The 23977-nt window shown below is 44.3% G+C and carries 20 protein-coding genes and 2 other annotated features; of the genes, 1 reads left to right on the top strand and 19 read right to left on the bottom strand.

Annotated elements, in window-relative coordinates:
• Positions 1 to 4 precede the first annotated feature (4 nt).
• The 10 genes from infC to H539_RS0111845 form a co-directional block, all read right to left on the bottom strand.
• Positions 5 to 508 (bottom strand): translation initiation factor IF-3, encoded by a 504-nt coding sequence (gene infC / locus H539_RS0111910; RefSeq protein WP_035322497.1) that lies wholly within the window; start codon positions 506 to 508, stop codon positions 5 to 7.
• A gap of 111 nt (positions 509 to 619) precedes the next feature.
• Positions 620 to 752: a sequence feature (ribosomal protein L20 leader region), on the bottom strand.
• A gap of 260 nt (positions 753 to 1012) precedes the next feature.
• On the bottom strand, positions 1013 to 2218 hold the full coding sequence (thrS, locus tag H539_RS28410) for a threonine--tRNA ligase (protein WP_051348554.1): 1206 nt from the start codon (positions 2216 to 2218) through the stop codon (positions 1013 to 1015).
• A 699-nt stretch (positions 2219 to 2917) separates the two neighbouring features.
• A complete protein-coding gene (thrS, locus tag H539_RS0111890; protein ID WP_026693697.1) occupies positions 2918 to 4849 on the bottom strand; it encodes a threonine--tRNA ligase in 1932 nt (643 codons plus the stop codon).
• A gap of 475 nt (positions 4850 to 5324) precedes the next feature.
• Positions 5325 to 5565: a binding site (T-box leader), on the bottom strand.
• A 93-nt stretch (positions 5566 to 5658) separates the two neighbouring features.
• Positions 5659 to 6534 carry a sporulation protein YtxC gene (ytxC, locus tag H539_RS28405; protein WP_051348553.1) on the bottom strand — a complete coding sequence of 292 codons (876 nt, stop codon included), beginning with the start codon at positions 6532 to 6534 and terminating at the stop codon, positions 5659 to 5661.
• A 138-nt stretch (positions 6535 to 6672) separates the two neighbouring features.
• Entirely contained in the window at positions 6673 to 7605 is a 933-nt protein-coding gene (gene dnaI / locus H539_RS0111870; protein WP_026693695.1) for a primosomal protein DnaI, read from the bottom strand.
• An 8-nt stretch (positions 7606 to 7613) separates the two neighbouring features.
• Positions 7614 to 9008 (bottom strand): replication initiation and membrane attachment family protein, encoded by a 1395-nt coding sequence (locus H539_RS0111865; RefSeq protein ID WP_026693694.1) that lies wholly within the window; start codon positions 9006 to 9008, stop codon positions 7614 to 7616.
• A gap of 115 nt (positions 9009 to 9123) precedes the next feature.
• Positions 9124 to 9582, bottom strand: coding sequence for a transcriptional regulator NrdR (gene nrdR / locus H539_RS0111860; RefSeq protein ID WP_026693693.1), 459 nt, complete (start codon positions 9580 to 9582; stop codon positions 9124 to 9126).
• A gap of 59 nt (positions 9583 to 9641) precedes the next feature.
• Positions 9642 to 10025, bottom strand: a complete 384-nt coding sequence (locus H539_RS0111855) for a hypothetical protein (protein ID WP_026693692.1) — start codon at positions 10023 to 10025, stop codon at positions 9642 to 9644.
• 149 nt (positions 10026 to 10174) lie between these two features.
• Complete coding sequence (gene speD, locus H539_RS0111850) at positions 10175 to 10555, bottom strand: adenosylmethionine decarboxylase (protein ID WP_026693691.1); 381 nt, start codon at positions 10553 to 10555, stop codon at positions 10175 to 10177.
• Between the two features lie 683 nt (positions 10556 to 11238).
• Complete coding sequence (locus H539_RS0111845) at positions 11239 to 12270, bottom strand: glyceraldehyde-3-phosphate dehydrogenase (protein WP_026693690.1); 1032 nt, start codon at positions 12268 to 12270, stop codon at positions 11239 to 11241.
• Positions 12271 to 12768: 498 nt separating this feature from the next.
• Between H539_RS0111845 and H539_RS31470 the strand changes: the two genes are divergently transcribed.
• Positions 12769 to 12921, top strand: coding sequence for a hypothetical protein (locus H539_RS31470; protein ID WP_155890017.1), 153 nt, complete (start codon positions 12769 to 12771; stop codon positions 12919 to 12921).
• Between the two features lie 221 nt (positions 12922 to 13142).
• Here the strand turns inward: H539_RS31470 and coaE are convergent, their stop codons facing one another.
• The 9 genes from coaE to icd form a co-directional block, all read right to left on the bottom strand.
• Positions 13143 to 13745, bottom strand: a complete 603-nt coding sequence (gene coaE, locus H539_RS0111835; RefSeq protein ID WP_026693688.1) for a dephospho-CoA kinase — start codon at positions 13743 to 13745, stop codon at positions 13143 to 13145.
• 16 nt (positions 13746 to 13761) lie between these two features.
• Positions 13762 to 14400 (bottom strand): sporulation membrane protein YtaF, encoded by a 639-nt coding sequence (gene ytaF, locus H539_RS0111830; protein ID WP_026693687.1) that lies wholly within the window; start codon positions 14398 to 14400, stop codon positions 13762 to 13764.
• Positions 14401 to 14463: 63 nt separating this feature from the next.
• A complete protein-coding gene (gene mutM / locus H539_RS0111825; RefSeq protein ID WP_026693686.1) occupies positions 14464 to 15294 on the bottom strand; it encodes a DNA-formamidopyrimidine glycosylase in 831 nt (276 codons plus the stop codon).
• A 14-nt stretch (positions 15295 to 15308) separates the two neighbouring features.
• A complete protein-coding gene (polA, locus tag H539_RS0111820; RefSeq protein ID WP_026693685.1) occupies positions 15309 to 17936 on the bottom strand; it encodes a DNA polymerase I in 2628 nt (875 codons plus the stop codon).
• A 352-nt stretch (positions 17937 to 18288) separates the two neighbouring features.
• Positions 18289 to 20067 carry a two-component system histidine kinase PnpS gene (gene pnpS, locus H539_RS0111815; RefSeq protein WP_026693684.1) on the bottom strand — a complete coding sequence of 593 codons (1779 nt, stop codon included), beginning with the start codon at positions 20065 to 20067 and terminating at the stop codon, positions 18289 to 18291.
• A complete protein-coding gene (locus H539_RS0111810; protein WP_026693683.1) occupies positions 20064 to 20780 on the bottom strand; it encodes a response regulator transcription factor in 717 nt (238 codons plus the stop codon). Before H539_RS0111810 ends, pnpS begins: the two co-directional genes overlap by 4 nt.
• Before the next feature lie 260 nt (positions 20781 to 21040).
• Positions 21041 to 21514 (bottom strand): MaoC/PaaZ C-terminal domain-containing protein, encoded by a 474-nt coding sequence (locus tag H539_RS0111805; RefSeq protein ID WP_026693682.1) that lies wholly within the window; start codon positions 21512 to 21514, stop codon positions 21041 to 21043.
• Between the two features lie 134 nt (positions 21515 to 21648).
• Entirely contained in the window at positions 21649 to 22587 is a 939-nt protein-coding gene (gene mdh, locus H539_RS0111800) for a malate dehydrogenase (protein ID WP_026693681.1), read from the bottom strand.
• Between the two features lie 73 nt (positions 22588 to 22660).
• On the bottom strand, positions 22661 to 23932 hold the full coding sequence (gene icd / locus H539_RS0111795; RefSeq protein ID WP_026693680.1) for an NADP-dependent isocitrate dehydrogenase: 1272 nt from the start codon (positions 23930 to 23932) through the stop codon (positions 22661 to 22663).
• Positions 23933 to 23977: the final 45 nt, after the last annotated feature.

Below are 23977 nucleotides of genomic sequence, written 5' to 3'. Positions count from 1 at the left end.
TACATTACTTTTCGTTTTTAGGTGCTAATAGAATGAACATGCTCCGGCCATCCATTTTCGGATGTGTTTCAATCGTAGAGATGTCTTTGCATGCTTCAGAAAAACGGTCCAGAACCCGTTGACCAATTTCTTTATGAGTGATCGCACGTCCTTTGAATCGGATGGAAGCCTTCACCTTGTCCCCTTTTTCAAGGAACTTGCGGGCATTTTTAAGCTTCGTATTGAAGTCATGCTCCTCAATGGTAGGGCTTAAGCGAACCTCTTTAAGATTAATGATCTTTTGGTTTTTGCGTGCTTCTTTATCTTTCTTTTGCTGCTCAAAACGGTATTTTCCGTAGTCCATGATCCGGGCTACTGGAGGCTTTGCATTTGGAGCAACCAATACAACGTCAAGATTAACACGTGCAGCAATATCTAGAGCTTCAAATTTAGTTTTGATGCCTAATTGCTCTCCATTTTGGTCAATAAGACGAAGCTCGCGGGAACGGATACCCTCGTTTACCATCATGTCTTTGCTAATAATTAGCCACCTCCAAGGTTTATTAGGCGAATACAGCGCGTGAGCCAGAATCAACTAACGCCTTTCCCATTCACCATGATTACAGATGCATACTAAAAAGCAAATAAAAAAGTGTGGGTGTTCAGGCACACCCACACTGATTAATTAAGTAGACAAAGTCAAATAATCATCATGAACCTGCAAACTGCAATTGCGTCAGCCAGGTGAGAAGCGGGTGCCTCTTCTTTCTCTCAAACACGTATTCAATTCACCTTAGAAAATATATCATGGATAACAATTGCTGTCAACCGATAAATTATTTTCACAACAAAAATTATCTTATCAGATACTCATTTCGAATGCAAGGGCTTTTCAAAAAAACTGTGAATTTATCTTTTAAACTCCGTTTAAGATGGTGCCCGAAACCATGCTGTTAGATGTCTCCCCCAGGATACCACCCATTTTGGCGGGCGGGCGGTCCTCCGCAAGGCTTCGGGAGTCACACCTGCTGGATTAGATAAAGCTTAGTAAGAATTCTACAGCCTCATCCAACCCCAGTACGTTTTGTTCTTTTTCCTGGTGCCTCCGGAGGGCGAGGGAAGACTGTTCTATTTCTCTGTCTCCGATGACCGCCATGAAGGCCGCCTTCTGAAGCTCGGCTTCCCTTACTTTTAATCCGAGCTTTTCACTTCTGGCATCCACCTCCACACGGATTCCTTCTTGCTCAAGCCTTTTTTTGGCTTCCTCTGCATAAACTGCCTGCTTTTCAGAAATGGGGATCAATTTCACCTGGACAGGAGCAAGCCAAAACGGGAAGTTTCCTGCATAATGCTCGATCAAGATAGCCATAAAACGTTCAATGGAGCCGTATATCGCCCGATGAATCATGACCGGACGGGATTCTTTATTATCTTCGTTTATATACGTGCAATTGAAATTTTCGGGCATTTGGAAATCGAGCTGGACAGTGCCGCACTGCCAGCTCCTCCCAAGGGAATCCATGATATGGAAATCAATCTTCGGACCGTAAAATGCCCCATCCCCAGGATTGATCTGGTAGGACGCCCCTTTATTTTTAAGAACATTTTCAAGGGATGCCTCCGCTTTATCCCACTGCTCAGAGGACCCCATATAATCTTCCGGCCGAGTGGAAAGCTCCACTTTATAGCTGAAACCGAATTTGGAATAAAAAGAGTGAATCAAATCTAGGATAGCGCTAAGCTCGCTATCCACCTGATCTTCCCGGACAAAGAGATGGGCATCATCCTGAGTGAAAGCTCTGACTCTTAACAAGCCATTTAAGGATCCCGACAATTCATGACGGTGGACCAGTCCGAGCTCGGCATAGCGGAGCGGGAGCTCACGGTAGCTTCTTCGTTTGCTGTTAAAAACCAGAACAGCTCCCGGACAGCTCATCGGCTTAATGGCGTAATTTTGTTCATCGACACGGGAAAAATACATATTTTCATGGTAATGATCCCAATGGCCTGACTGCTCCCATAGAGACTGCTTCATCATGACAGGAGTCTTGATTTCCATGTAGCCCGCCATTTGATGCTGCTTCTTCCAAAAGCTTTCCAGCTCATTTCTGATGGCCATCCCCTTCGGAAGGAAAAATGGCATTCCCGGCGCCTCCTCCATAGTTGTGAATAATTCCAATTCCTGTCCAATCTTTCGGTGATTCGGCACTTCAGTTTCCTTTACATGTTTTGATTTCATACAAATTCCTCCTTTTTTTGTGGGAATTGACCCCTTTTCCCGGGGAAAAAGGGTCAGTCCCCCGAAATATAAAAAGGCCGCGCTCATCCCTAAGCAAGGGACGAGCGCGGCCGTGGTTCCACCCTAATTCAATTTTACCCCGGGATAAGGCTGCCAGCCTGACCCCAGAGTCCATATCCTCTGGCACATGTAACGGTGTACCCGGCCACAGCTAGTATCGTTCACCATGGCAGCTCTGCAGGCGGTAAATTAATCTCCCTGTCTTCAAGGCTCTCAGCCGCGGCCTTGTTCTCTGTCAAGAAGGGCAGGAATAATTATTGTCCTCTTCATCGCTATTTACAGATATTCAGTTTCAAAATCTTCCAGGTAATAAAAAAAGCGCACTCCATCCCTCCGAAAGGGACGTGTGCGCCGTGGTTCCACCCTGGTTCAAGGCTGTCTCTCTAAAAGTCATCCCGGACATCCTGCAGTTATGGTGAAAAGCGATACATACAGTAATAAGGGCTGACTCCTGATCAGAAGCCTTCTTGGTCAGATAACGGATTTTAACCGGCCGCGGATACTTTAAGTTCCCCGCGGCAGCTCAGGCAGGCGGTAAACCATTCCTGTTTCTTCAGGGCTCTCAGCTCTTGGCCCTGTTCTCTGGAAAGAAAGGAAGGAATGGATCTTGTCCTCTTCATTGCTTCTAAGTTATGAATTTTATTTTCTGACTTGATTTACAATCATGGATTCAAACTGGTCATAGCTCATGGTTTCTGACTTTTGTTCGCCATACTTCCTGACGTTTACAGCTCCATCTGCGGCTTCATTATCCCCTACAACAAGCATATAAGGAATCTTCTGCATCTGCGCTTCACGGATCTTATAGCCGATCTTTTCGTCGCGGTGGTCAAGCTCTACACGAAGCCCCTGCGCCCGCAGCTTTTCCTGGACCTCTTTCGCATAATCAAGATGCACTTCCGGAGAAACCGGGATGACCTGTACCTGTACAGGAGCAAGCCATGTAGGGAATGCACCTTTATACTCTTCAATCAGGAATGCGACGAAACGTTCCATCGTAGAAACCACTCCGCGGTGGATAACAACTGGACGGTGCTGTTTGCCGTCTTCCCCGACATATGTCAGATCGAAGCGTTCCGGAAGAAGGAAATCAAGCTGGACAGTGGAAAGAGTCTCATCTTTTCCAAGGGCTGTACGTACCTGCACATCAAGCTTAGGGCCATAGAAAGCTGCTTCGCCTTCTGCCTCAAAATAATCGAGTCCAAGCTCATCCATGGCTTCCTTCAGCATGGATTGCGCTTTTTCCCACATATCATCATCATCGTAGTACTTCTCCGTATCCTCTGGATCACGGTACGATAGGCGGAAGGAATAATCATTGATATCAAAGTCTTTATAAACGGCCAATACAAGATTGACTACCCGCTTGAATTCCTCTTTGATTTGATCCGGACGGACGAAAATATGGGCATCATTCAGAGTCATTCCACGGACCCTTTGAAGTCCTGATAGAGCTCCGGACATTTCGTAACGGTGCATGGTTCCAAGCTCTGCGATGCGGATTGGCAGCTCACGGTAGCTGTGAATGGAATTCTTATACACCATCATATGATGCGGGCAGTTCATCGGACGAAGAACAAGCTGCTCGTTATCCATATCCATCACAGGGAACATATCTTCACGGTAGTGGTCCCAGTGGCCGGATGTTTTATACAGATCGACGCTTCCCATAATCGGAGTGTACACATGGTCATAGCCAAGGCTCACTTCTTTATCTACAATATAGCGCTCAACGATCCGGCGGATTGTCGCTCCCTTAGGCAGCCAAAGCGGAAGCCCCTGGCCGACTTTCTGGGAGTTGGTAAACAGGCTGAGCTCTTTGCCGAGCTTGCGGTGATCGCGCTCTTTTGCTTCTTCCAGCAGTCTTAAGTGTTCAGCAAGGTCTTCCTTCTTAAAGAAGGCTGTTCCATATATACGCTGAAGCATCTTATTATCGCTGTTGCCTCTCCAATAAGCTCCGGCAATGCTTAGCAGCTTGAATTCCTTAATTTTACCCGTAGAAGGAACATGCACCCCTCGGCACAAGTCAAAGAATTCACCCTGGCGGTAAACAGTAACCGTCTCGTCAGCAGGGATGGCTTCAATCAGTTCAAGCTTATACTCATCAGCAATTTCCTTGAACATTTGAACCGCTTCATCACGGCTCACTTCTTCACGGATGATTTCCAGGTTCTCATTGATGATTTTTTTCATTTCTTTCTCGATCAGCGGGAGATCTTCAGGTGTCAATGACTGCTCTGAATCGATGTCATAGTAAAAACCGCCTTCAATGACAGGCCCCACTCCCAGCTTCACATTTTTATACAGGCGCTTTACGGCCTGAGCAAGCAGGTGGGCTGTACTATGGCGCATGATTTCCAATGCATCCTTGCTTTCCTGGGTCACAATTTCAATCGCACCGTCTTTCTCGATCGGGCGTCTTAAATCATAAAGCTCCCCATCGACCTTTCCGGCGATTGCCTTCTTTTTCAACCCTGGGCTGATTGAAAAAGCGATGTCCTCTGTACTAGTTCCTTTTGGGAACTCCTTTACTGCTCCATCAGGGAAAGTTACTTTCATCACTTCTGACATTTCTTTCACTCCTTGTTGTTTTGAGGTGCTGGGTCATTTAGCAAAACAGATATAGCATCTTAATAAAAGGATGTTTTTGCAATCTTTGCGGCTTTGGAACAAAGAGGTTGATTTCCGCTCCAGGATGCTCGCTTTCCGCGGGGCGGGCGGTGAGCCCGCTTAGAAATGCGGAAAGCGGTGCCTGCTAAATATAACAATCTTAAGAGCTCAATGTTCATCTATATTAATATAAACAGTGAAGAATCTCTTGGCAGGCAGAGATCCGACAAGCATAAGACGAGCCGGCTGTGGGGAGTGGTTTTCTTCCCATAGACGGATTGGCTTATGACTCGAGGGTCTAATGCCTTGGAGCTGGATCAGGAGTCTCGCACCTTCCACCCCAATCAACCTGTGTTTATAAAGAAATTCTCCTAGAAAGCAACAGTCTTTTAAAAGAGCCAAATAAAAATACAAAAAGCCCGCCCCTGTATATGCATACAGGGACGAGCTTTATTTCATTTTAAAAACCCGCGGTTCCACCCTTGTTTCATTCCGCCTTCATAGAGGAATGACACTCGTGACCTTTTAACGGCGGTTCTCCGTCAGCTATTACTGTCAATTTCACAGCTGAAGTTCAAAGGTGGTAAGCATTCTTTTCACAATAGGAAGATTTCAGCGCCGGCCTTCCCTCTCTGAAAATGGAAGCAGAATACCCATGTCCTTATCATTACTTTTTATAAATATGATTAGTATGTAGGATATTATATGCTGTTATGTAAGCTAATGCAAGAGGATATTAGGATTTTTTGCACCGGGAAGATATTCGATTGTTACAGCACCTTATTCTTATTGCTTAACCTCTCATAGTACGCCTTTTCTTTAAAAAAACTCTTCTTTGATTTCAGGACAGAGCGCTCCTCAAAGATCCTGGTAATCGTTTGAATCAGTCCCGACTCAAGTTCATCGGTATATACGAAAAGCTTTTGCGGTGCAATGGAGATTAAAGGAGCAATGGTGCCGGAGTCGATATACATAGGGTTTTCCGATAGCAGCTTCCTGTCGATGAATTTAAACAGCTCACCGCTTTCAAGCTTTTTAAAAGAATCGGTATAGAAATGAAGGAGGCCGTCATGGAGGAGATGCAAAGCACTCAGTTTGCTCGTCTGCGCGCACATATACTCCCTGAGCGTCTGAATAAAGTTTTGATAATCCTGTTCAAGCTTATATTCATCAATGGCCTGCTCCACAACTGGGAGCAGCGCTTCCTGCCTCCCCTTCAGCCTGAAGGTGGCAAAGGAATCAAATGAAAATGATACTCCGCTTAGCAGCATACCCCTAAGATGCTCCGCAATAATTATACGATCCTCTGTATGTGTTTTATTATTCTGGTACGTTTCACTTGTTTCATAGATACTGCGGGCGATATAAGCAATCTGGTCAATCTCATGCTGATCCTGATAATAGAATTTCGCTCTGATGATACCTTCGATCCAGGAAAACACCTTGGCGGCCGTAATGAATTTCTGGAGGGCCCAGCTTAAGCGTTCTACCCGCTCCTGCAAGTTTTCATCCAATTCTTCTATATCCAGCCCTTTGCCGGGAATATAACGAATCCATTCATCTATTTCCGTGCTTTTATTTCCATGAAGAACAAGCTGATAAATTTTCCATGCTTCTCGGTCATGCTCAAAAAAAATGGATACCAACGATACCCCCCCTTATCCAGCTTCCTTGTCTATGTATATGGAAGAAGAGGAGGGTTTAGAAGTTATTGGCATTCCAGGCAAACAAAAAGATTCAAGAGGCCGCAAAAAAACCCGCCAATGTCCGGCGGGTAATAAAAATCAGCTTCTCCTATTGATTCCATCAAGCAGCACAGGATCGGCAAGATATTTAATGCGTTCCATGATTCTCGCTGCCTTTACTTCTTCAATTTCTCCCCGCTGCGAAACGGTCAAATGATTCTTGAGCGAAGCGAAATCAAAATTGGATGTAAAGAAGGTAGGAAGATCCTCGAGCATCCTGAATTGAAGCACAGGCCCGAGCACTTCATCCCTTCCCCAGCTGGACATGGTTTCCGCTCCCATATCATCCAGCATAAGGACAGGGGCCTTTTTGACAAGATCAACTTTTTCAGACAAGGTATTGTCCGAGATAGCGTTCTTTATTTCTCTCATAAAATCAGGCACATAGACCAAAAGCGAGGAAATTCGTTCTTTCGCCAGTTCATTGGCGATAGCTCCCAGCAAATAGGTTTTCCCCACACCGAATTTACCAAAGAGATAGAGTCCCTTCGCTTTTTTTCCGGCCGTGATTTTTTCCACGGTTTCCATCGCTTTTTCAAAGGCATCCATTCTCTCCCCAGAATTAAAGTCAAATTCTGAAAGCGAGGCGGAAAGGATATCCTTTGGAACATACAGGCTTTGGATCAGATCTTCCCGCTTTCTCTTTTCATCGGTTAACACTTTTCTTGGACAGCGGTCATAATTGAGATCGATATAATTGCCCTTAAGCACTAAATGGGGATGGTAGCCCTCCATCATATTCACACATTTTTCAAGAGATGGACATCCGCTGCATTCCTTGCTCTGGGTTGTATATTCATAGAGCTTGCCCATGCTCCTCTTGATCATATCTTCCGTGATCCGTGAGGAATTTTCATTTAAAAAATGGATAATATCCGGGTTTTTCATGGTTTCTTCCTCAAGCTTTTTATATCTTTCATTGAGCTGTCCCCGGTTAGCGAGCTTTCCGAGTGTTTCATTTATGCGTTCCAAAGCAGCATTCACCCCCGACCCTGGAATTTCTTAAGACGTTCTTCCAGTTTTCGTTTTCTTTCCTCTAATTCACCGTCAGGCTGTTCCTTCTGGTTTTCGTTCATATCTTCGTTCTTCAGCCAGTCAGGCACAATCTCGGTCCGGATCGGCTTTTTCCCCGTACTTTTCTTGGTCTTTTTTTCGCTCGCCCACGATTGGTACTGTCTGTGCTCACTTTTTGCCAGCTCCATGGCATCCCTGACGGTTTTAACATCCTTGCGGGCCCAGTGGCCAGCTATTTTTTCAACATAGGACCTGGATAATTTCATATCGGTCTTTATCATGACATAATCAATCAAAACATTCACCACACCAGGTGTCAGTTTCTGGTTCAGAAGGATGTCCTCCACAATCTGCAAATCGGATTTTGAAGGCTCCGCACCTCCGGATAAATCAATCAGGCGCTGACGGGGAGAAACGGTTTCCAGATACCGGATATACTCTTCTTCAGGCGTTTTAGGCTCTGACAGCTGTGTCTGGAGCTGCGGCGGCTGAACCTTGCTGCTGAGGGAAGGAAGCTGTTCATGATATTCGATCTGATACCAGTCCCTTGCTCCTTTTCTAAGCTCATCCAAGTCAATTTCATCACTTGGGTCGATGGCATCCAGAAGCAGATTCTTCATATGCAGCGTATCAATTCCATACAAAAATGAAAGCTTGGCCACCGTTTCCCTGACTCTGGAAGTGAACGCCTTTTTAGGGATGAAGGAATCCTTCAAACCTGAAAGCAGCAGTTCAAAATCAAAATAATCCTCAAAGCCCTTTATCGGCTCTGGCTCAGGACGGCTTATGAATCTCGTGTCATCCTGCTGCCCAATATCATCCTCTGCTTCCTCCGATAGGTATAAGGATTCCGCATGGCTGGAAACGAAGATTTCCTGGAACGACTTTGTTACATTTTCATACTCCTGATGCGGAATCCTCTGGTCGCTGAATGTGGCTTTCAGTTTTGAATATTGGAGCTTCCCGACTTTTTTATATAAGTATATATTAAGCATTCCATCGGTAAAAAATTGGTCAGGAGATAATGGAGGCATCAATTCATAGATAAATGAGTTTTCCTCACCTTCTTTTTTCCTCCACACCTTCATCAAGCCGATTCCTTCTAATTTAATCCTTGCTTCATAGATTTCCTTTAGGTTCACTGCCATGGCCGACATTAGAGCGTGATGGGAAGAGGACTGCGACCATAATCGTTTATCCTCGATTTCACTCCACAGCGTTAAATAAAGGCTTAAACAAACAGGGCCGATCAAAGGCTGATACAGTAAAGCCAGCACTCGTTTATCATAAGAATGTAAAAGTCCATTTGCGCTTACCTGATATCTGTCAACGGGCAATATTTCCTGCCAGTGCTTGTGCATACTATTCAAACCTTTCGAATCAAACTAAAAAAATCTGTGCTTCTGATCTGCCGCCTCAAATAAAAAGAGCTAAAAATCACTTTAGCTCAAAAAAGATGCTAACCTTTAGGCTGTATTACTTTTCCTTTTTTATAAGTTCCCTCAGCTCATCAATAAAAACATTTATATCTTTGAACTGCCGGTACACAGACGCAAAACGGACATAGGCTACCTCATCAACCTGTGCTAGCCTGTCCATGACCATCTCGCCGATATCCTCGCTTTTAATCTCCGATACTCCCTGGCTGCGAAGCTCCTTTTCCACATCACGGGTAATATCCTCCAGCTGTTTTAAAGAGACCGGCCTTTTTTCACAGGCCTTAATCAAGCCGCGCAATATTTTGTCAGGACTGAATTCTTCTCTGGTACCCTCTTTCTTCACTACAATCAAAGGAATTTCCTCTACCTTTTCAAATGTAGTAAACCGGGCATTACATTTTTCGCATTCTCTTCTTCTCCTGATGGAACGTCCTTCATCCACTGGCCTGGAGTCCAGAACGCGTGTGCCGTTATATTGGCAGGTGGGGCATTTCATACTATCAGCTCCATTAAAAAATCTTAGAACATCATCGTTATTTTATTTCAGGCGCCATCCTAATTCCTTCCTGAAGAAACAAAAGGCAGGATCTGATCCAATCGTTCATAAACGGATACAGCAATCCTTTTCAGTGACGGAAAAATCCCTGTGAGAGATATTTTTTCAGAGGAAATAATTAAATCAACTGCGGTTTCATTTGGCTGAACGGAAACGATCGTAGCAACCAAGAATGCTTGTGGCGAGGATTGGATTTCAGCCGATATTTCACCATGCTCCTTTGAAACATTGATTATCCGGCAGGACTGCATAGAATTCAGCATATCCTCCACAGCAGAAAACGTTTTGTTTGAAGAAGCTTTATAATAATGAGTTCTTAATTCCGGCATCCTTTGTTTATCACTGGTTTCACAGACTTTATTATATCGTGTTAGCAATCCCATTGGTTACCCCCGTACCTTTTTCTTTAGTTTACCTAATTTTTAAAACGTGTTCAAATGCAAAACTTTAGGAATGGTACAGGCTTATTCTTTTTTTCCATAAAAAAAGAGATGTATGACTACACCTCTTGTTTGTTTTCAGTTTGTAAGTATTACAGCGCCTTGACTTTTGATTGCCCCACCTGCACCGGACCCATGCCACGAGGAAGTTCAATATTCTCACGAGTTTGAGCACCAAGCGCTTCAGCAATATAATCAGCAGCGATGTTAGGATCTAATTCACCACATGTATATACGTCAATGCTGGCATACCCATGTTCTGGAAAGCTGTGTATAGTCAAATGTGATTCAGATATAATCACCACGCCGCTTACTCCCTGTGGAGCAAACTTGTGGAAGGCAACCTCGCGAACCTCAGCACCAGATTTAAGTGCTGCATCAACGAAAATTTGTTCAATCTGTTCCATATTGTTCAATTTTTCAAAGTCACAACCCCAAAGCTCAGAAATAACATGACGACCCATTGTTTCCATGTTTAAGTTTCCCCCTTTAACATGATTAGTTTTCCAAAATTCTGCGAAACAAGAATAACCACCACGGGGGAAAGTTAGTCCGAAGAGGTCCTAACCCTTTAAGTAGCTATTCACTACTTCATAAGAAGTTCACGAAAAATAGTATACTAATTTTATATTTTTTTTGCAATATATCTTTTTTAAAAAAAATGACGAATTTAATTCGAGCCTTATTTTATCAGGTAATTCCCATTTAAATTGTCAGACCTCCTTTATTGGTCTCAATGGGGTTTTCCCTAAAAAGTATATATGTATGCATTAGGCAGGGTGTTACCTTGCAGTTCCCTTTATCGAGGATTAACAGAGCCTGTTTTTTAAAATGAGGCTGCCTAATTTCCGTTCCAGGCGTTACGCTTTCCGCGGGCGGCCCGGGGAGCCTCCCGCAGGAGTTTACACGCCTTCCACTCCACTTAGGCAGGGTTTATAAATCCTGTATGGCAGTACCAACAAGCGATAAAAAAATTTTTATATTATATGGCTCACTCCAATGATTAGAAAACAGCTAACCTAAGGAACCTCCTCAAGATAAAATAGGGTATGCACAACCGATTTAATCCTAAAAAAGGTAAATAAAAAAAAGATTCGAAATATTAACATCCGAATCTCCCTTTTAAATAAAAAACTAGGAACTTTTCATTAAACCTTTATACAGCCTTAACTCTCAGCTTTTCATGTATTTCTGCCGCGACTAGTTTGGTGAGGTCGACGACGCGGCTGGAGTAGCCCCATTCATTATCATACCAGGCGAGAATCTTTACTTTATTCCTGCCCATGACCATGGTCGAAAGTCCGTCAATGATGGCAGAATGAGGGTTTGTGTTAAAGTCTGCAGAAACGAGGGGTTCTGATGTAAAGTCCAGAATACCCGCAAGATTTCCCTGTGAAGCTGCGATAAAGGCTTCGTTTATTTCGTGTACGGAAGCATCCCGGTGAATGTCTGCGACAAGATCCACAAGAGAAACATTCGGGGTCGGCACCCTCAATGCCATTCCATGCAGTTTCCCTTTTAAATGGGGCAGAACAAGTGAAAGCGCCTTTGCAGCACCTGTTGTCGTCGGAATGATGCTCTGGGCGCATGCCCTTGCTCTCCGCAGGTCTTTATGCGGATTATCGATATTTCTTTGGTCATTGGTATAGGAGTGGACAGTTGTCATTAATCCATTCACAATCCCAAATTGTTCATCCAGGACTTTCACGACAGGAGCGAGACAATTCGTTGTACAGGAAGCATTGGAAATAATGGCGTGCCTATCGATGTCCAGCCGCTCCTCATTGACTCCCATGACGATCGTAATGTCCTCATCCTTTCCAGGGGCTGTCAGAATCACCTTGGCCGCGCCAGCCTCCAAATGAGCTGCCGCACGGTCCCGGGAATTGAATTTTCCAGTTGCCTCTATGACGATATCAATCCGCAGGGATCCCCATGGCAGTTCCTTGGGATCCCTGCTGTTTAACAGCAGAATTTTCTTTCCGTTCACGATGAGGGAACCGTCCTCTGGTATCACTTCTCCGTCAAATCTCCCATGGGTTGTATCATATTTAATTAAATGAGCCAGTGTTTCTGCGGGATAGCTGGCATTGATCGCCGCAATATCCAGTCCTCCATCACTGATCGCCCGTCTAAATACCATTCTGCCAATGCGTCCAAAACCATTAATCGCTACTTTCACACTCATATTCCGGCTCCTCCTGAAATTAAGTTATACTTAATATGCATTTAACCCAAAATTAGTATAACACATTTATTTATGAACACCATAATGAAAGCGTTTATTTTTATTTAAAAGACACATGGGTTATCACCTTTTTTCCAGCTATTCCATTATTAATACAGCAGTTAATCATAACATCTCTGCTTCTTAAGCGGCCTCTATGTACATTTGCTAAAAAATCTCCGCCTATAAATTCTCATACCTGCAAGAAAATCAGTAATCAATCATAACTGAGAGATTAATACAAATACTTATATTCGACAAAAGACTTCTTAGGAGAAATAAATGATGAAAATATTATGACATGCGGGGCTGATGGCAGGAATATGCCTGTATTTCCACTCTCCCGTGTCCGCTAAGGAAAAAATTCCGCAATCCGTGCCATCCCATTATGTTTTTAAAAATCCAGATGCTAAAGAAAAAGCATCAAACAGCTGTTTTTTTTACGAAGTGAGCAGAAAAATGCAGACTATATTCAGGAAATTCGATACTGGAGAGATAGATGAAGATGGAGCCGCTCAATTAATAAAAGCAGAAATATCAACCTTGCTGCCGACTGAGAAATATGAATACGCGTTAGAACTAAGTGAACGAAAGGCAAGGGAAGGAAAATAACCGATTTAGTGCAAAATGACTGCTTGAGGGCGTTCAACCTGTTGCTGCTGCCGGATCATGCATTTAACTTCAGCCCAAAAACTTATCCGCGAAAGCTTGAGCTCCTCCGAACAGTTTCAGCAGCTCTAGTCCTATAGCAGTCACAAAAAAGATGATCCATATGTATTTATAAACAGCTAAAGGCTGTCTCTTTGTTCGAGACAGCCTCAGGATATAAAGAATTAACGTTCGATTCCCCATTGGTTCAATAGCTCGTTGACCTGCAGATAAGTCTGTTCTACATCGCTCTCATTATCAATGACAGCCTGAGCTAAGATTTTTTTCTCCTCCAGGGGCATCTGGGAAAGGATTCTGGAGCGGGCTTCCTGCTCCGTATAGCCGTTCCGTTTCATCAGCCTCTGCAATTGTATATGGCTCGAAACATAGATCAGAATGACAGCATCGACCATATGGGTCAGCCTGCTTTCAAAGAGAAGCGGTATATCCAGGAAAACCGTTTTTTCCCCTGCAGCAAATGCGCGCTCCTTTTGTTCGTTCATCCAGCCCCGTACTGCCGGATGAACGATTGAATTCAGCTTTGTTCTTTTGTGTTCATCATTAAAAATAATGGAGCCCAGGAGGGGTCTGTTGATGGTCCCGTCTTCCAATAAAATATCTTTACCAAACTCTTCCAAGATGCCGTGATACGCCTGTTCACCGGGTTTGACCACTATTCTGGCTGCGGCATCCGCATCCACGACCGTAAAGCCAAGCTCCCTCAGATATCGGGTGACCGTACTTTTCCCGCTTGCGATTCCGCCTGTTATTCCTATTACTCTCTTCATCCAATCATCCTATACTTTAAAAAAGTTTGCATATGCCAATGATCGCCAGTATGATGCCCGGCATAACCTTTAGTTGATGCACCCATCTTTTTACAGAGAGTACTTTCCCAAGCCTTGAGCCCAGCCAAATCAAGCAAGAGCTCATAACAATGACAGCCAGGGCCAGGATATGCGGTGAATATCCAAGTATGGAGGCGCCTATTCCTGCCCCGAAGGCATCAAGCGATAGGGCAAACCCCAGAATGAGCGCCTCTACCCCGGTAATGGAGCCTGACCGGTCAAAATCTGCAGACAAGGGCTTTTTAAGGACTTGTATCATAAGCCCAATCGATTTTATTTCAAATTTAATCAGCATCTTTTCTTCTGCATGACCTTCAAGGCTGTTTTCCTTTTTTACTGCCTGATATACCACCCAGATCCCCAGGCAGACCAGGATAGCCCCGCCAAGCTTTCCAGCAGCAGCCGGCGAGAAGATCCTCCCGAATACATTTCCGAAAAGCATGGCGGCATATAAGCTTATAGCGGAGCACCCTGCAATTATGGCGATCGATAAAAAAGGAATTTTAATTTTTCTTAATCCGTAGGTGAAACCCACATTAAAGCTGTCAAGGCTCACCGCAAATGCGAGCCAGAGCAGCGCTAAGCTCTTTACCATGATGATGCTCCCTCCCAAAACTACCATAGTATATGGGGAGAGCCTATTCATGGTTAATGCAGATTAAGGAAGCTTCTGGCAGACAGGACAGATATGTGTGCCCCTGCCGCCTACAGTCAATTTTATGAGGGGAGCCGCGCAGACCTTGCAGTTTTCTCCCTGTCTGCCGTAAACATTGAGCTCCACCTGGAAGCTCCCGATCTTCCCCTGTGAATTCACGTAGGACCTTATGGTGCTTCCCCCCTTTTCGATCGCCTCGGAAAGGGTTAAAATAATTTCTTTGTGCAGACGCTCCACTTCTTCAAAATTCAGTTCTGAAGCGGTTCGTTCTGGATGGATCCCCGCCCTGAATAAGGCCTCGTCCACATAAATATTGCCGATTCCCACGACGACGTTCTGATCCAGGAGAACGGGCTTGATCTTTCTTTTTGTCCTGGAGAGCCTTGCCTTTAAGTATTCTGCGGTAAACTCTTCGGAAATCGGTTCCGGCCCCAACTGATTCAGGGGAGGATGATTTTCTTCGTCGCCTTTTTTAAATACATGCATGGTGCCAAACTTTCTGACATCCCTGTACCTGAGCTGCGAATGATCTGTAAAGGTAAAAATGACATGTGTATGTTTATCATAGGGCTCTTCCTCAGGAGACACCCTGTATTTTCCTTCCATCCGGAGATGAGAGACCAGCGAGTATTGATCTAAATAAAATATCAGGAATTTCCCCCGCCGGCCGACACCCCTGATGGTCTGTCCGATCAGGGCATCCTTGAACTGCTGGATTTCCTCCGGCCGCTTAATGATTTTCGGCCAGTGAATCTCAATATTTTCAATGACTTTACCCGTGACTAATTCTACGAGGGTCCTTTTTACTGTTTCAACCTCTGGGAGTTCCGGCATCCCTCATATCCTCCTTACTTCGCATCAAACCATGTCGGCCCATATGCATAATCAACCTTTAGCGGCACATCCAGTTCGACTGCATTTTCCATTTCCTCAGGCACGATCCTCATCAGGATTTCAAGCTCCTCCTTGGGAGCTTCAAAGATCAATTCATCGTGCACCTGGAGGAGCAGCCTGGCCTGCAGCTTTTCTTCCTTCAGCCGTTCACTCATATTAATCATGGCTTTCTTGATGATATCGGCCGCACTTCCCTGTATAGGTGTATTCATTGCAGTTCTCTCCGCAAAGCTTCGAATATTGAAATTCCGGCTCGTTATTTCAGGAATATATCTTCTTCTCTGCAGCAGGGTGGATACATAGCCCTTTTCCTTTGCTTCGAGAATGCTCTCTGACATGTACTCTTTGACCCTTGGATAGCTGTCCAGGTAGCGCTCAATGAACTGTCCCGCTTCTTTTCGGGTAATGCCGAGACTTTGGGAAAGGCCATAATCACTGATTCCATAGACGATCCCAAAGTTGACCGCTTTTGCATGGCGCCTCATATTCGAAGTTACTTCTTCCTCCGAAACATGAAAAACATCCATGGCCGTCTTAGTATGGACATCCATGCCATGGTGGAAGGCCGCACTTAATCCTTCGTCCCGTGAGATATGGGCAAGCACCCTCAGTTCAATCTGGGAATAATCGGCGGCAAACATGATCCAGCCCATTTCTGAAGGAATAAATGCCTGCCTGAGCTTTCTTCCCTCCTCCAGGCGGATCGGGATGTTCTGAAGGTTCGGATCGGTCGAGCTGAGCCGCCCTGTCTGGGTAAGGGTCTGGTTAAACCGGGTATGGACCTTATCCGTTTTGGGATCTGCTACCTTCAGGAGCCCTTCAATGTACGTCGATTGAATTTTCCCGAGCTGTCTGTAATGCAATATTTCCCGGACAATCTCATGCTCCTGTTCAAGCTTTTCCAGCACATCAGCTGATGTACTGTATCCCGTTTTCGTTTTTTTGACAGAAGGCAGCTGGAGCTTTTCAAAAAGAATGACTCCCAGCTGTTTAGGGGAATTGATGTTAAAGGCTTCCCCTGCGAGTTCAAATATCTTCTCTTCTATCGCTTTAAGACGGTTGGATATTTCAGCCCCCATTTCCTTCAGGCGCGGAATATCAATCTTCACTCCCTGAAGCTCCATTTCGGCCAAGATAAAGGACAATGGAAGCTCAAGCTCTTTAAACAGCCGATATTGGCTGTTCTCTCTAAGCTTTTCGAGAATATTTTCTTTTAAAGAATCAATCGCCTTCGCCTTTCTGGCCAGGTGCAGGGACAGTTCGGCTGTTTCAGGCACCTTTCTTTTAGCTCCCTTGCCATAGAAGGATTCATCCGACTGAATCTGCGTATAATAATGACGCTTGGCAATATCCGCAATATCCACTGAGCTTTCCGCAGGATTCAGAATATAGGAAGCGATCAGAAGATCGAACGTGATTCCATTGAGGCTGACCCCTTTAATCCCCAGGCTTACGATGGACATTTTCGCATCATACACGGCTTTCTTTTTCTTATGATCTTCTGCGAATGCTTTAAATTCCTTGGACGCGAACGCCACATCAGCCGGGATGAAAAAGCTTCCCCTTTCATTGAGCAAAGAAATTCCGACCATATCATTTTTTATATAATTATCATCTAATATTTCAATGTACAGAGTATTTTCATCCGCAAAGATGTCTTCTGTCACTTCAGTCAGCTGGGTAACCTCAAGATCCTGAAGCTCAATGTCTTCCGTTTCCGCCGTATCCATCTTATCAAGGAGTGAATTAAAGCCGAGCTCTTTGTATATACCAATCAGCTTTTGCTGGTCAGGACCGCTGTAGCTGATATCTTCAAGCTTAACCTCGACGGGGGCTTCCCTCGTGATGGTGGCCAGCTCCTTGGAAACTATGGCCATTTCTTTGTTTGCTTCGATCTTTTCCTGCAGCTTTTTCCCGCTCACTTCCGAGACGGAAGCAATTACGTTTTCAACGGTCTTGAATTCGTGGAGCAGCTTCAATGCAGTTTTTTCTCCGACACCGGGAATTCCGGGAATATTATCTGAAGCATCTCCCATAAGGCCTTTCAAATCGATGATTTGCTCTGCAGAAATTCCATACTTGTCCTGGATATGTGCAGGAGTATATTCCTCGATTTCTGTGATGCCCTTCCTGGTAATGCTGACTGTCGTTTTTTCAGAAGCCAGCTGGGTAAGGTCCTTGTCCCCAGAAATGACTTTTACTTCAAAGCCGTTATTTTCAGCCTGGAGGCTTAAGGTCCCGATGATATCATCCGCTTCATAGTTTTCAAGCTCATATCTGGAAATTTTATAGGCATCCAGCAGCTCTCTGATAAAAGGGAACTGTTCCGATAATTCAGGAGGTGTTTTCTGTCTTCCTCCTTTATATTCGGTGAACGTTGCATGCCTGAATGTCGTTTTTCCGGCATCGAATGCCACGAGAATATGGGTAGGCCTTTCTTCCTCCAAAATCCTCGAAAGCATCATTGTAAATCCATAGATGGCATTGGTATGGACTCCCTTGTCATTATTCAGGAGCGGCAGGGCAAAAAAGGCCCTGTAAGCAATGCTGTTACCATCTATCAATACCAGCTTTTTGTCCAAAATGATTCCTCCTTTAAAGGCTGCGATTGCTATATAAGGTGTTATCAATAGAATGCTGTTCTTAGTATGTTTTGCAATGAAAATAACTGCTATAAACTCTATATGTTAATAAAAGCCTTATATCAAAAAAGCCGTATGTTTCCTTCTTCATTCTATCATGAGATGATGAAGAAAGAAAAACAACGGCGGTAAAAGCGAAAAAGCGAAAACGGGGTAGTTTTCGCTTTTTCTAATGGCTCCTTGGATGAAGGGGTCTTTCATTTTTTATACTATCATCTCTATGTAAATGAAAAGCATGAGATTTGTTAAAGAAATGTAAAGCCCCTTCTCCGCGGAGAAATTCATTCTTCATTTAATACTTGAATCTCGTATTGAATTCAACAAAAAACACTGTCCCTTTTCCTGGCTCACTCTCAACATGAAGATGTCCTTTGTGTGCTTCTACCAGATGCTTTACAATCGCCAGGCCCAGTCCGGTTCCCCCTGAATTCCTGCTCCTGGCCCTATCAACCCGATAGAAGCGCTCAAATATTCTGGGAAGCTCTTCTTTTGCAATCCCAATCCCCGTATCTCCAACTTTGAGCTGAGCTGTTTCACCGCTGTCCATAATCTCTACATAAACAGCGCCTCCTGCCGGCGTATACGCTATTGCATTGCTGATAAGATTGATCAGGACCTGCTTGATCCTGTATGTGTCTCCTTCTATATAGACAGGAGCATCAGGCACCTTGGAGGACAGCTGGATCCTTTTCTCCTGAGCACGCTGTTCAAAGATGGGCAGAGTCTCAAGCGATAATTTTGCCAGGTCGATTTTCTGGATGGACATGGAAAAGCCCTGCTGTTCAATCTTGGATAATTCAAGGAGCTCCTGTATCAAATGTTCCATCCTGTCACTTTCTTTTTGGATGATGGATAAAAAATGACTCAGTGATTTTTCATCGTTTATGGCCCCATCGAGAATGGTCTCCGTAAATCCTTTAATAGAAGTAATCGGAGTCTTCAGCTCATGGGAAACGTTCGCCACAAAGTCCTTCCTCATCTGTTCCAGCTTTTTTAGTTCAGTGATATCATGAAAAACCAGCAGAATGCCTTTCCATTCATCCTGATTCCCGATTATAGGTGCGCCAAAGACTTCAAAGTACTTCCTTTCCAGTTTTAAGGGCAGAACGAGCTGCTTTTTTATGCTGTGTTCCGTCATGAAGATATTTTCGATCATCCCGATCACATCTTTATGCTGAATCACTTCATAATATAATCTGTATAGGAAATAGGAGGGATCTACGCCGAAGAGATCTCGATACGTTTTATTAATTAATGTAATGTATCCCCGGCTGTCGATCAGCAAAACACCGCTTCCCATGTTTTCCACAAGAGTGCCGAGCCTGTCCTGCTGCATTTCCCTCAGCTGTTCCATTTCTTGAAGATTTCTCGCAAGGATATTAATAGAACTGCTGAGCATACCGGTTTCATCCGAATCCTCCTCGTAGGTCCTTACTTTATAATTCCCTTTGGCAAGCTCGATTGCAGCCCTTGTTGCGCTTTCAATCGGCTTTGTGTAACGGACTGTTATCCTCGAGGCCAGAAGCAGAATGACAATTAAGGCTGTCCCAAGGCTGAATGCAAGAATAAGCCACATTTTCTGGTTAGCCTGGTTTATGAGATCCATCTCATTGCTCAGAATGACGAATCCCTCCCAGGAACCGCTTGAACCAAGTCTCGCCCAGTAATAATGCTGATTATTCCGCCCTTCTATGACCTCGTAGCCCTCCTGCTGCTTTTTGCCGATCTTTTCAGTAACGATGCGTTCAATCGTTTCTGTATGCCGATTATCATCCTTTCCATTGTCAAAAGGAGTACTGTAAGTAATATGTTTATTTTCGTCTACAATCGTAATATTAGAACCCAGAATGTCCTTCAGCTTATTGATTTTGCCGCTCTTAATCGCATTTTCAGCTCCACCTTTTTCATCAATATAGCTAGAGACAAATTCCGTTTCCTTTTGCAGACGATCATTATAGGTCGTATTATAATTATTTTTAAAAAGCCCTCCCAGAACCAAACCCAGACTCAGGAACACAGCCAGGAGCAGCGATACGAGAGCAAAAAAAAGCCCTGAGCGGAAGTTACTCATTCCGCTTTCGGCTCCTCAAGCTTATACCCAAGCCCCCTGATGGTTTTGATATATACCGGCTTTTTGGTATTTGTTTCTATTTTTTCACGGAGATGACTGATATGCACGTCGACAATCCTGGTATCGCCTGCAAAATCATAATTCCAAACGGCACTGAGCAGCTGGTCCCTTGTCAGAACACGTCCTTTATTCCTGGCAAGATATAAAAGGAGTTCAAATTCCTTCGGAGTCAGCTCCAGCTGATTTCCCTCAAAGTAGGCCTCGTAGCGTTCTGGATATACTTTCAAATCCCCCAATTTTAAAAGTTCTCCATCTCCGGAATCCTGTTCGAGTGCTTCCTTCTGCACCTGGGTCCTGCGGAGAATTGCCTTGATCCTCGCAATGACTTCCCTTGGGCTGAAAGGCTTCGTCATATAATCATCTGCACCCAGCTCCAGGCCGAGCACCTTATCGAATTCATCATCCTTTGCTGTAAGCATCAAAATAGGAACATCCATCTTTTGCTGCCTCAGCTGCTTACAGACTTCAATGCCATCCATTTCTGGGAGCATCACATCCAAAATTATCATATCCGGCTCTTCTTCTGATGCTTTTGTGAGCCCTTCCCGCCCATCCATAGCGGTGATCACATCATATCCTGATTGTTGTAAATTATATTGTAGGAGAGTAATAATCGATTCCTCATCATCTACTACCAATACCTTTTTGCTCATAGAATCCTCCCAAAGAAAATAAATTCCCCTACAAAGAGCCATCATTACATTATTATTATAAACAATTCCATATAAACAACAAAGAACATTGCTATAATTTAAGGAACCGGAAAAAAAAGATCCGTTTTTATAAAATTTTAAATTTTGAACAAAAAGATTGGAATCGCCTCACTGAAATGAATAAAGCGCAATCCTTTAGAAAAAGAGAGAATAAAAAAACTGCCTTTTACCAGGCAGCAGCATCCATATTCTCTTGATTGTCAGGCATTTTCCCTTGTTCTTTCATCCGTCTGGAGCTCATAAGCCGGGGGACTTACTGTAAATACTCCATGGATGACTCTCTCACCATTTTCATTCTCTCCAGTTGCTGAGATACAGATCGTCTTCTTTTCAACATCTACTTCTGATACTTCAAGGAGAAAGGTTACGACAGCATAATGATAGACGGGACGAAGAAATTCCAATTCTTGTTTAAGAAGATGACTTCCCGGCCCTGGAAGATATTTGGACACCGCTGAAGCCAATATCCCTGTAAGCATGACCGGAGGTACAATGGGTTTTTCGTATTTGGTCTGCGATGCATAGTCATGCTGTATATAAAGCGGATTTGCATCATTGGTCAGTCCAAGGTAAAGAAGCAGATCTTTATCTTCTATTTTTTCGGTTATAGTGATTTTTTCCCCTGGTTTAATTTCTTCAATCCTTTTTCCAATCTTTCTCATCTTTCCCAGCATGCAAAATAAAACCTCCCATTTTTCATGTCCATGGCTGTCATCTAGTTTTGCCAACCCGATTAAGATTCAACCATTTAAAAATGTGAAAAAGACTGGCTGAAGTGCATGGCCAGTCTTGTCTTCCTTAAATTGGTCTAAGCGAGCACACTCATGACATTCTTGACGGAACCCGCAGATTTTTGAAGTGCGGCTTTTTCATCCTCAGTAAGCTCTAGTTCAAAAATTTGTTCAATTCCATTGGCGCCAAGGACAGTTGGAACTCCAAGATAAATTCCTTCGAATCCGTATTCTCCTTCAAGGTACGCAATGCTGGGCAGGACGCGGCGCTGGTCCTTTAGAATGGCTTCTGACATTTCAACCAATGAAGCGGCAGGTGCATAGTAGGCGCTTCCATTCCCTAAAAGGTTTACAATCTCCGCTCCGCCTTTCCGGGTCCGGTCCACAATCTCATCAAGGCGCTCCTTTGAAATCAAGGTGTTTAACGGAATACCACCGGCATAAGAGTAGCGAACCAATGGAACCATATCATCCCCGTGTCCGCCCAGCACAAAACCGGTGATATCCTTTACAGAAATATTCAGTTCCTGAGCAATAAAGGTACGGAAACGAGCGGTGTCCAGTACACCGGATTGACCGATGACTCGGTTTTTAGGGAACCCTGACTCTTTGAAAACAGTATAGGTCATGGCATCAACTGGGTTTGTCAACACAATGATCGTACATTCTGGGGAGTATTGGACGATTTCCTTTGTGACAGACTTCATGACTTTCTGGTTGGTTTGAACCAGATCATCCCTGCTCATGCCGGGCTTACGGGCAATCCCAGCTGTGATGATTACAATATCCGAGTCTTTCGTATCCTCATAGCTGGACGTCCCTATTATGCTTGAATCAAATCCTTGCACAGGGCTTGCTTCCAGCATATCAAGGGCCTTGCCCTTGGTGGGATTTTCAGCCTGAGGGATATCGACTAATACTACATCTCCCAATTCTTTTTGGGCAAGCAGGAATGCAGTCGTAGCTCCGGTAAAGCCTCCGCCAATTACAGAGATCTTTTTTCGTCTAAAAGTCATCTGATCTTCCTCCCATACTCATATATAATAGAGACTTGTTTGGCAAAGCCCGGCAAGTCCAAAAAACATATTATCAGCCAAGGTTTTTGATTAGCTCATCTGCAAATTCAGAGCATTTTACTTCAGTAGCTCCGTCCATCAGACGCGCAAAGTCATATGTTACAACTTTGGACGAGATGGTTTGCTCTACAGAGTTGATAACCATCTTAGCTGCTTCATTCCAGCCAAGGTGTTCAAGCATTAGTACACCAGACAATAAAACGGATGAAGGATTCACTTTATCCTGTCCTGCATACTTTGGTGCAGTTCCATGAGTCGCTTCAAAGATCGCATGGCCTGACTCATAGTTGATGTTTGCTCCGGGAGCAATTCCGATGCCGCCCACCTGTGCAGCAAGAGCATCAGAGATATAGTCTCCGTTAAGGTTCATAGTGGCTACCACATCAAACTCTTTAGGGCGGGTCAGGATCTGCTGAAGGAAGATATCAGCGATAGAATCCTTGATGATCAGCTTCCCAGCAGCTTCTGCTTCTGCCTGGGCTTTGTTTGCTGCTTCAGAACCTTCAGTTTCTTTAAGGCGGTCATATTGCGCCCAAGTGAACACTTTGTCGCCGAATTCTTTTTCAGCCAATTCGTAGCCCCAGTTTTTGAAGGCTCCCTCAGTGAATTTCATGATATTGCCTTTGTGTACAAGGGTAACAGACTTACGTCCTTCTTTAAGGGCATAATTAATGGCACCGCGTACCAGGCGCTCAGTACCCTCTTTAGAAACAGGCTTGATGCCGATTCCGGAAGTCTCAGGGAAACGGATCTTGTTTACTCCCATTTGATCCTGAAGGAATTGAATCACCTTTTTAACTTCGTCAGATCCTTCTTTGTATTCAATTCCTGCATAGATATCTTCAGTGTTTTCACGGAAGATCACCATATCGGTATCCTCAGGGCGTTTAACAGGTGATGGAACACCGTCGAAGTAGCGCACCGGACGAAGGCATACGAAAAGATCAAGTTCCTGGCGAAGCGCAACATTCAGGGAACGGATCCCTCCGCCTACAGGAGTTGTAAGCGGTCCTTTGATTGCGATTATGTATTCGCGGATTACATCAAGAGTTTCTGCTGGAAGCCATTCGCCTGTCTGGTTAAAAGCCTTCTCACCAGCAAGTACTTCCTTCCACACAATTTCCTTTTCTCCGTTATATGCCTTCTCAACTGCAGCCTCCAACACTCTTGAAGCAGCAGCCCAGATATCAGGACCGATTCCATCTCCTTCGATAAAAGGAATTACCGGATTGTTAGGCACATTCAATGTTCCGTTTTGTACTGTGATTTTTTGGCCTTGAGTCATTTAAAGCTCCTCCTATTCAAACTCGAAGGTTAGGAACCTTGTAGC

This window comes from Peribacillus kribbensis DSM 17871, from assembly GCF_000430765.1.
GTDB classification, from domain to species: Bacteria; Bacillota; Bacilli; order Bacillales; family DSM-1321; genus Paraperibacillus; species Paraperibacillus kribbensis.
Note: the sequence above shows the minus strand (reverse complement) of the source record. Positions and strands in the feature narration are given on the sequence as shown.

What these genes read in the sequence shown, in the direction of transcription:
- infC (WP_035322497.1), bottom strand. Translation starts at nt 508, where the DNA reads ATGATGGTAAACGAGGGTATCCGTTCCCGCGAGCTTCGTCTTATTGAC.
- thrS (WP_051348554.1), bottom strand. Translation starts at nt 2,218, where the DNA reads ATGAAATCAAAACATGTAAAGGAAACTGAAGTGCCGAATCACCGAAAG.
- thrS (WP_026693697.1), bottom strand. Translation starts at nt 4,849, where the DNA reads ATGTCAGAAGTGATGAAAGTAACTTTCCCTGATGGAGCAGTAAAGGAG.
- H539_RS0111865 (WP_026693694.1), bottom strand. Translation starts at nt 9,008, where the DNA reads ATGCACAAGCACTGGCAGGAAATATTGCCCGTTGACAGATATCAGGTA.
- nrdR (WP_026693693.1), bottom strand. Translation starts at nt 9,582, where the DNA reads ATGAAATGCCCCACCTGCCAATATAACGGCACACGCGTTCTGGACTCC.
- H539_RS0111855 (WP_026693692.1), bottom strand. Translation starts at nt 10,025, where the DNA reads ATGGGATTGCTAACACGATATAATAAAGTCTGTGAAACCAGTGATAAA.
- speD (WP_026693691.1), bottom strand. Translation starts at nt 10,555, where the DNA reads ATGGAAACAATGGGTCGTCATGTTATTTCTGAGCTTTGGGGTTGTGAC.
- H539_RS0111845 (WP_026693690.1), bottom strand. Translation starts at nt 12,270, where the DNA reads ATGAGTGTGAAAGTAGCGATTAATGGTTTTGGACGCATTGGCAGAATG.
- H539_RS31470 (WP_155890017.1), top strand. Translation starts at nt 12,769, where the DNA reads ATGCAGACTATATTCAGGAAATTCGATACTGGAGAGATAGATGAAGAT.
- coaE (WP_026693688.1), bottom strand. Translation starts at nt 13,745, where the DNA reads ATGAAGAGAGTAATAGGAATAACAGGCGGAATCGCAAGCGGGAAAAGT.
- ytaF (WP_026693687.1), bottom strand. Translation starts at nt 14,400, where the DNA reads ATGGTAAAGAGCTTAGCGCTGCTCTGGCTCGCATTTGCGGTGAGCCTT.
- mutM (WP_026693686.1), bottom strand. Translation starts at nt 15,294, where the DNA reads ATGCCGGAACTCCCAGAGGTTGAAACAGTAAAAAGGACCCTCGTAGAA.
- pnpS (WP_026693684.1), bottom strand. Translation starts at nt 20,067, where the DNA reads ATGAGTAACTTCCGCTCAGGGCTTTTTTTTGCTCTCGTATCGCTGCTC.
- H539_RS0111810 (WP_026693683.1), bottom strand. Translation starts at nt 20,780, where the DNA reads ATGAGCAAAAAGGTATTGGTAGTAGATGATGAGGAATCGATTATTACT.
- H539_RS0111805 (WP_026693682.1), bottom strand. Translation starts at nt 21,514, where the DNA reads ATGCTGGGAAAGATGAGAAAGATTGGAAAAAGGATTGAAGAAATTAAA.
- mdh (WP_026693681.1), bottom strand. Translation starts at nt 22,587, where the DNA reads ATGACTTTTAGACGAAAAAAGATCTCTGTAATTGGCGGAGGCTTTACC.
- icd (WP_026693680.1), bottom strand. Translation starts at nt 23,932, where the DNA reads ATGACTCAAGGCCAAAAAATCACAGTACAAAACGGAACATTGAATGTG.